General features: G+C 60.0%; 7 protein-coding genes. 4 read left to right on the forward strand and 3 right to left on the reverse strand.

Going from position 1 to position 7,736, the window contains the following annotated elements:
• Positions 1-112 precede the first annotated feature (112 nt).
• Positions 113-373, forward strand: a complete 261-nt coding sequence (locus GO014_RS18750; protein WP_157291804.1) for a helix-turn-helix domain-containing protein — start codon at positions 113-115, stop codon at positions 371-373.
• 79 nt (positions 374-452) lie between these two features.
• The gene (locus GO014_RS18755) at positions 453-827 is read left to right on the forward strand and encodes a hypothetical protein (protein WP_157291805.1); all 375 of its coding nucleotides are present in this window, start codon (positions 453-455) and stop codon (positions 825-827) included.
• 138 nt (positions 828-965) lie between these two features.
• Here the strand turns inward: GO014_RS18755 and GO014_RS18760 are convergent, their stop codons facing one another.
• The 3 genes from GO014_RS18760 to GO014_RS18770 form a co-directional block, all read right to left on the reverse strand.
• Complete coding sequence (locus GO014_RS18760) at positions 966-1,823, reverse strand: hypothetical protein (protein WP_157291806.1); 858 nt, start codon at positions 1,821-1,823, stop codon at positions 966-968.
• 836 nt (positions 1,824-2,659) lie between these two features.
• Positions 2,660-3,181 (reverse strand): hypothetical protein, encoded by a 522-nt coding sequence (locus GO014_RS18765; RefSeq protein ID WP_157291807.1) that lies wholly within the window; start codon positions 3,179-3,181, stop codon positions 2,660-2,662.
• 471 nt (positions 3,182-3,652) lie between these two features.
• Positions 3,653-4,144, reverse strand: a complete 492-nt coding sequence (locus tag GO014_RS18770) for a hypothetical protein (protein ID WP_157291808.1) — start codon at positions 4,142-4,144, stop codon at positions 3,653-3,655.
• 248 nt (positions 4,145-4,392) lie between these two features.
• Here GO014_RS18770 and GO014_RS18775 point away from each other — a divergent pair, with 248 nt between their 5' ends.
• Complete coding sequence (locus tag GO014_RS18775; protein ID WP_157291809.1) at positions 4,393-5,148, forward strand: metallophosphoesterase; 756 nt, start codon at positions 4,393-4,395, stop codon at positions 5,146-5,148.
• Between the two features lie 629 nt (positions 5,149-5,777).
• The gene (gene mobQ / locus GO014_RS18780; RefSeq protein WP_157291810.1) at positions 5,778-7,544 is read left to right on the forward strand and encodes a MobQ family relaxase; all 1,767 of its coding nucleotides are present in this window, start codon (positions 5,778-5,780) and stop codon (positions 7,542-7,544) included.
• The last annotated feature ends 192 nt before the right edge of the window (positions 7,545-7,736 follow it).

Raw genomic sequence — 7,736 nt, forward strand, 5'->3', positions numbered from 1 at the left:
CCCCCGGGGGTCCGCCCCCCGCCAGTGCTCTGAAATTGAGAAAACCCTATAATGTGCAGGATTCTGCACATTTATTGCCAAGTCGCCGTAAATGTGCAGAATCCTGCACATTATGACCGACATCATCGAGATTGCAGAGCAGATCCGTGCCGCCCGCAAGCAGCGGAAGATGACCCAGGCTCAGCTGGCCGATGTTGCAGGTGTCAGCCGGCGTAGCGTCATAGAGCTCGAAGCTGGTCGAAGCCCGGATCCGGGCTTCATCTCCGTCATTCGGATATTAAGGGCTGTTGGTCTTGATCTTCGGATCACCCAAGCCACGTCCGGGCGGCCGACCTATGAGGATCTGCTCGCCGAGAAGGAGCTGGAGCGCTAACGGTTCTTCAAGCCGTCTGTGGGACAGTCCTTAGGACCGCCCCGGGGACAGTCCCCCGGACAGCCCGGAGGACCGCCCTATGGACACCGATTTCGAATTCCTGCTGTACAAGGACGCTGCCGACCGGCTCGGCATCAGCATTGATTCCGTCCGCCGGCAGGCCCGCCGTAAAGGGTGGCCGAAAAAGCAGGGCAACGATGGCAAGGCCCGCGTCGGCATTCCCGTGGACAGGCTCCAAGACAGTCCTCCGGACCGCCCTGAGGACAGTCCCCCGGACAGTCCTCAGGACACAGTCCCGGCCCTTCTGGCCCGCGTGGCCGAGCTGCAGGCGGAACTGGCCGTGGCGGCCGCTCGAGACGCTGGCCAGGAGCGCCTGATCTTGTCTTTGCAGGAGGATCGCGACGCTTGGCGAGCCCAGGCCAGGCGACCGTTCTGGCGCCGGCTGGTGGCCTAGTATTCGCGTCGAGCTGGCGTCATTTCGGTGATGATTTGTATTGCCATTGAAAAGTCGAAAATCGACCGCAGCAAAAATCCTGGATTCAAGACTTGCTGATATTTGAATAAGTCTTTGAAATTGGTTCCATAATCGCTGTTACGCGACATTGGAGCCTGATATTTTCAGCGGTACTTGGCTGACAAATGCGGCGGATTCGTTTGCTGTCGTAGGCGCGGCCTTCGCGGCTCGTTCCAGGATCTGTCTATCCTGCTTTGCCTTCTCATCCTGGTACCAGGCGTTGAAGGCTGCTCTGCCTCTTTGCTGAGAGACACGATCGCAGATTACGATTTGGGCGTTAAAGTTCGAGGGGAGGCCTCTAGCGATGCCTTGGGATCGCTTGTTTAGACTTCCCCGGGCAACAGGAGCTGCGCGGCTACGTGCACCGCCCTTATTTAGGTTCAGCGCAGCATAGGCCGCACCAGCGTTCTTTGTTGAATAGAAGATCTTCCCCAACGGGCCTTGGGCGCGGGTTGAGCCATGGGTAAAGCCAGTGTCCCAATTAGGCGCTGACCTATGAAGTTGCCGTTCTCCTAGCTCCTTGGCATCCCCAAAAACCTTTTTCAGTTGGGCTTTGAATTGCTTCAGCGAGCGGCGCTCGGGGAATTCTAGAAGGGCATGGAAATGCAGCAGAGTATTGTGGTTGCCTCCGCGTATCTTGGCGCTGCTGACGGTATCGAAATAGATCAGCCGACGGCTTTTTAGGCCAAAATCGTGACAACGCCGATTGAAGAAGGCCTTCACGTCCTTGCTGGCGAGCGCCTTTTTCCCGACATCTACGCTGATGCGGCCATCTACAAAGATTGCTCGCTTATCCAGCTGAACAAACATGTCAGCGGCAATGAAAGATTGGCGCAGCAGGTCGGTCTGCAAACGCCATTCCCTTCGCGACAGATGATCGATGCTTATTGCATCACCGAGGTAGTAGCGGAGCTTGTCCAGCTGTTCTGGTGTCATCTAGCCTTAAACCGGGTGCTACTAAAGCTAAGGGGCAGGGTGTTGATCATACTCCGGAAAGGCTTGGTTTGGCAGGGGTTTCAGGCCCTTTTCACCGGTAGTTAGCGTCCAACAATCGTATCTGGTTTGATAACCCAGAACAGAGCCGGGATATTTGCAGAACGCTGTCCGGGATTAGGGTGAGAGACGGTGAGTTGGTGGCCCGGGCCGCCAGCTCACCGTTTTCGTGGTGCTGGCTCAACCCCCCACGGGAATAACCTGACCACAGAAACATCAAGCCAACGGTACACTACAGCCGCTTGAGGCTCTCACAGATGAATAAGCGCTGATTTTTTGGATAGTTGCAAGAGCTGGATACGATTTATTAAGTATCTAAGCCGGGCTGTTGCAGAAATAACACTCAGGGCTTGTCTGGAAAACTTGAATTTTGCTTGGAGAAATGGAAGCTGAAAATGATCAGCGGGCGCAACCCCCCACCCTCCTTCAACCCTTTTCGACACTCCCCCCGACCCCCCTCTAGGTTTCTCCCTTATGCCTCCCTCCCCCCTTTTGTGTCAATACTTTCTACAAGGATTAGTATACTTATCCTTGGAGCGGTCTGTATGGATTGGAAGGCTTTTGGGGGACGAAGGCGCCGATCCTGCGTTGAGCAGCTGGTCATCACAATTCCAAGAAACTGTTGAACCGGCCAGCCCCGTCGCCTATTATCTACCCGTAGCCTATGGATGGTGAGCTTTCGAGCGATAAGGCTACCGTATCAGCGAAAGCTGGTTCCTCTGTGAGGACGCAAGACGGTTCCATACGGGGCATTGCCCCAGAGATAGGCCCTGCGGGGCCTATTTTCGTTTTATCTGCTGGATTGGCCCGCGGTTGACGGGGTTTGCCTTGGCCGTTGCCTCGACCAGGGTGGTGAATCTGACGGGAGCTGCCCGATCGGTCATGCCTGGCTTGCAGTAGGCGCTCTGTACATTCAGCAGTACATCCACCCCCGTTTTCTTGGCCTTGGCAGGGTCGAAAAAGACGACATAGGGGCCGACCAGGTTGGGCATATCTCTCAGGAAAAAGTAGTTCACCTGACGGGTGTAATAGACTGATCGGTTTCCCAATGAGGCGATCAATCCTGGGAGAAGCTTGGACTGGTCATATCGGTCCATGTTGAAGGCTCGACGCTCTCCAGCATGGCTGTAGTAGAGGTCCGGCGTGTGGTGGGCCGCGATCTCCTCAGTGAAGCAATGGCAGCTGAAATGCACCTCGACCGTATAGCTAGCCTGGTCCACCGCCAGTGCAAACTGGAACGGGTCGAGGTGGTCGAGATGATAATCGACCCCCTTCAATCGCTTGGTCTTGAAAACGGCCATTAAACCCTACGCCTGCTTGCCCCCAGATAGCGCTTACAGACGTCAGGCGAGCCCGTCAGCCCCTCTTTTCCATCCTGCCAATGATTTGGCTCAAAACCGCAACTGGGGGTTTTGGCGGAAATTTCTTGGAGCGGGTGGGGGTGTCTGGCACCATGGACCGAATCGTGACGTCGATGTGTCACGTCCGAACCACGTGAGGGGCTAGGCCCAGACATACAAAAACCCGCCAGTGGCGGGCTTCATATCCGGTGATTAAGCCGGGAAAAATCTCTCTGTGGTAAGACAGATTTTCCCTCAATCACCGGTGCTTTGCAAGTCGATTCTTGCCACGGGCTCGCTTTGCCGATTTTTGGGCACAGCTATCCGTGATGATGCCCTGTTTCTGGCGGTTCCAAGGGGGACCGCATGTTGAAAACTCTACCCGAAGCAACGCCGGGATCGCGTCGCACGCATCAGCCTATCCGGCGGAAATCATATCTCCGCGGGCGCGAGGGTGCCTTTTGGCGTCCGGTTGATCGACGGGATCTCGAGCAGATCCTGCACGCTGCAGCTCGATACGATCTGGCTGGCAAGCAGCCCGGACAACGCAATGGCCCCCTGGGTCAGGTGGGGCTGCAGGTGCTGGCCTTGTTGGCTCACAAGGTCAACCGGAAGACAGGCCAGCTCGATCCGGCCATCACCTTTCTGATGGCTCGGCTCAAGCGATCGCGCGATGCCATTGTACGGGCTCTCAAGGCTCTGCGTGACCATGGCTTCCTGGACTGGCTGCGCCGGTACGTGCCAACGGGGAACGAGACGGGCCCCCAGGTCCAGCAGACGAGCAATGCCTATCGTCTCTCCATGCCCGATCGTTCCCGGCGCCTGCTGGGCTGGCGAGCGGCGCCGGCGCCACTGCCTGACGACTTCACCCATGACCAGGGGCGTCGGACGGCCGAGCGCGACGCAATGATGGCCGATATGCATCCAGTCGACCGTGCCGTCGCCGGCGTTGAGGATGAGGGTTTGGCGGCCGTCCTGGCGTCCCTAGGACATGCGATGTTCTTGAAGAAAGAGCGTGAGTCCGCCGAGCGGTCTGAATCCGAGGTAGTTTCTATTTCATAAGCGGAATCCGCCTAGACGGCGGATAAGTCCATTTGCTTAGGTCGCTGTCACCACCCACCGAGTTCTGGGAGGCAAAGAGCGGCTGCGCCGCGGGCTGGGGAGGATAGGAAGTGAAGGTTTGGATTGCGTCCGACCTGCACACCGATGCCGCTCCCTGGGATCCGCAGGTGGTGCCCAGCCACGATATCCTAGTCCTTGCCGGCGACGTGGGTGACGGGCCTGGTGCTGCGGTTGCGGAGCTACGGCGAATTCAGGCGCTGACGCAGAAGCCGGTGGTTTTCGTGCCCGGCAATCACGACCTGCTCGGCGCCAGCCTGCGACCGCCGGAATTCAACGATCTGGCGGGGCCGATCGCAATCTTGCGGGCTGGCTCCTCGGTCCAATTTGGCGACGTGCGCTTCATCGGGGCCACCCTCTGGACGGATTTCGAACTGGGCGACCGGGGAGACCTGCCGCAACGCTGGGCGATCGCGAGTATGCCGGAATACCGTTCGGTGCGGCACGAGACCGAAGACCGGCTTATAACTCCGCGCGATATTGGCCTTGAGCATGATCGGGACCTCGCCGCGCTCGAGGCAGCTCTGGGGAGGACATGTCCGGGGACAACGGTCGTGGTGTCCCACCATGCCCCGTCTGGCCGCTCGATCCCGGCAGAGGACCGCCGGCACGAGAGATGGCCAGCGTATGCATCCGACCTCGAGGCGATGATCGGGCGGTTTCAGCCCGCCCTCTGGATCCATGGCCACATCCATGAAGCCGTCGATTATCATTGTGGGGCGACCAGGGTCCTGTCGAATCCTCGGGGCTATCCTGGCGGATGGGACAAGACCCGGCCTTGGCGCCCGGATCTTGTCCTAGAGGTCTAGGACCGGGCCGGCGGTACCCTGCCAGGCTGAGCACTGGGGGCCCCCGGGGCCGGGGCGGTGTTAGGTCGAGGCGATGCGGGGACACCACCAAAGGCACCTGCCTGGGCAGGTGCGGGAGACGAGGGGGCCGCTGCCGCTTTGGTGGCCTTCTTGGCTTCTTCCTTGGCAGCCTCCTCGCGCTCTTTCGCCCGGGTTGCTGCTGCAGCGGCCGCATCAGCGAAATTCCACCCCTGAAACGGGGCGGCATCCTTTTCGGGCAGCTTGGCGATCCGATTCTCAACCCAGGCCAAAAACTTGGGATTGGCTGCTGAGAGTTCGAGAAGGATGGTGCCCAGCAAGATTTTGCGACGCGTGTCCGCCTTCCTGTTTTGGGCTGCGACCCGGCCTGCGACAGAGCGGATTTTGGCCAGCGTCTCTGCCTTCTCCTTCTGAAGTTTCTCGAGTTTTTCTTGAGGGCTTAGGCGTGACATTGCGCGATCCTGCGACGTTTGTTTTTTCAGATTATAGGCATATATGGGCTAATAAGCAGAGAGGTTAAAGTGTGTCGAATTATCCCGAAGGGCGCACTTATACAAACTCTGTGAGTTTGTGTGCGCCCCTGCGGGGTATAAGAAAGAGCAGCATTCGGCATGGCATCCTATCATCTCGCGGCGACAATCATCGGCCGATCAAGCGGCAAGTCCGCCATCGGAGCCGCTGCCTACCGGGCCGGCGCGCTCCTCACCTGTGCTGAGACCGGCGAGGTTTTTGACTATCGCCGGAAGCGTGGGATCGAGGCCGCCTTCATCGTGGCGCCGGAGGGAGCCCCCTCCTGGGCGACTGATCGGCAAGCCCTCTGGTCTGCGGTCCAGGCGAAGGAGACGCGGAAAAACAGCCAGCTCGCACGCGAGCTCATTCTCGCCCTCCCGCACGAGCTGACCGCGACCGAGAGTGCCGAGCTGGTTCTCGAATGGGTCCGTGCTCAACTGGTCGCTGAGGGCATGATCGCCGATGTGGCCATCCACGATCCAAAACCTCGCAACGCGAACGATCCGCCCAACCGGCATGCCCACGTCATGCTGACGACGCGCGAGCTGGATCCTAGCCAGCCGGACGGGTGGGCCAAGAACAAAAATCGTGCCTGGAATGGTACCGAGGCGCTCGAGCGTTGGCGCGAGACCTGGGCGGCCGCGCAGAACGATGCTTTTGCCGAGCTCGGGCTGACGACCCGTGTGGATCACCGCACCCTCGATGCCCAACGAGCTGAGGCTGAGGCCGCTGGTGACGAGATCGCTGCACTGGTGTTGTCTCGGCCGCCCGAACCACGGCTGGGGGTCGTGGCGGGGGCGCTGGAGACCAAGGGGATCTCCACTGAACGCGGCGACGCCCTTCGAGAGGCTCGCCAGGACCGGGCCCTGCTCGAGCAGCTCGCCACAAGCGCTCGTTCGATCGCGGTCCAGATCGAGGCGACCGAGCTCGAGCTGACATCTGTTGAAGCCGAGGTCGTTCAGACCCCTGCCCCTGCGGAGGCGCCGGCAGCGGACGCGCGCGATCGAACACGCATTGCCATCGACCGACATCTGCGGGGCCTCGGCCTCGATCAGGTCGAGATCTCGATCGCTGGCGGCGACCGCCCGAGCGTGCGGCTGATGACGCCGGCGCAGATTCTCGAGGACCTGCCCCGACTGAAGCGGGCTAACCAGGCCGGGCACAGCATCTTCGTTCGAGGTCCGCGCGATCGCGATCACGACTTGATCTTGCTCGACGACATTTCAGCCTTCACCTCAAAGGCCTTGGAAAGGGACGGTCTGAAGCCTGCGGTTGTAGTGGAAACCAGCCCGGGCAATTACCAGGCCTGGTTCCGCCTGGGTGAGCCGGCGCCGGCAGAGCTGCGTGGTGAGGTCGCTCGCATCCTGGCCGAGCGATATGGCGGAGATACTGCTGCTGCTGATGGCCACCAGTCCGGCCGGCTCGCGGGGTTCACCAATCCCAAGCCGGAACACAAGAACAGCCGCGGCAGATCCCCGTTCGCCCTGCTGCACTCATATGCCGGCAAGGCCATCACTGCAGTTCGCGAGCTCCTTGATGCGGCACGGGCCGCTCTGGCTCTCCGGAAGGCGGCGATCGCGGCGGCCGCCGAGGTTACCGCTGCCCCAGAGGCGGATTCCGACCTGGTCGCGTGGTGGTGCCAGGGCCACGCAGCTGCGCCGGCAGGATCGAACCTATCGGAAGTCGACTGGCATCTGACCCATCTGGCGCTCGGCTCAGGCCGGTCCCCAGAGGACGTCGCCGCAGCCCTGGAGGCCACTGCAGATCGAAAGGGAGCCCATGCCCACGACTATGCCATTACGACCGTCCAGAAGGCCGTGGCTGACCGCAATCCTGCACCTGACGATGATGGCCCTTCCTTTGGCTAAGGCCTGCATGAGCAGGCCTATCTTGCACCGAAGGTGCCTTTGGTGATGGGGGCGCATGTGCGCCTTCATCACCCCCGGGGGTCCGCCCCCCGCCAGTGCTCTGAAATTGAGAAAACCCTATAATGTGCAGGATTCTGCACATTTATTGCCAAGTCGCCGTAAATGTGCAGAATCCTGCACATTATGACCGAC

Source organism: Devosia marina (assembly GCF_009758415.1).
Classification (GTDB): domain Bacteria; phylum Pseudomonadota; class Alphaproteobacteria; order Rhizobiales; family Devosiaceae; genus Devosia; species Devosia marina.

Excerpts from the sequence above, each read along its gene's own strand:
- GO014_RS18765 (WP_157291807.1), bottom strand. The coding sequence starts at position 3,181 with ATGGCCGTTTTCAAGACCAAGCGATTGAAGGGGGTCGATTATCATCTC.
- GO014_RS18750 (WP_157291804.1), top strand. The coding sequence starts at position 113 with ATGACCGACATCATCGAGATTGCAGAGCAGATCCGTGCCGCCCGCAAG.
- GO014_RS18760 (WP_157291806.1), bottom strand. The coding sequence starts at position 1,823 with ATGACACCAGAACAGCTGGACAAGCTCCGCTACTACCTCGGTGATGCA.
- GO014_RS18770 (WP_157291808.1), bottom strand. The coding sequence starts at position 4,144 with ATGCATATCGGCCATCATTGCGTCGCGCTCGGCCGTCCGACGCCCCTG.
- mobQ (WP_157291810.1), top strand. The coding sequence starts at position 5,778 with ATGGCATCCTATCATCTCGCGGCGACAATCATCGGCCGATCAAGCGGC.
- GO014_RS18755 (WP_157291805.1), top strand. The coding sequence starts at position 453 with ATGGACACCGATTTCGAATTCCTGCTGTACAAGGACGCTGCCGACCGG.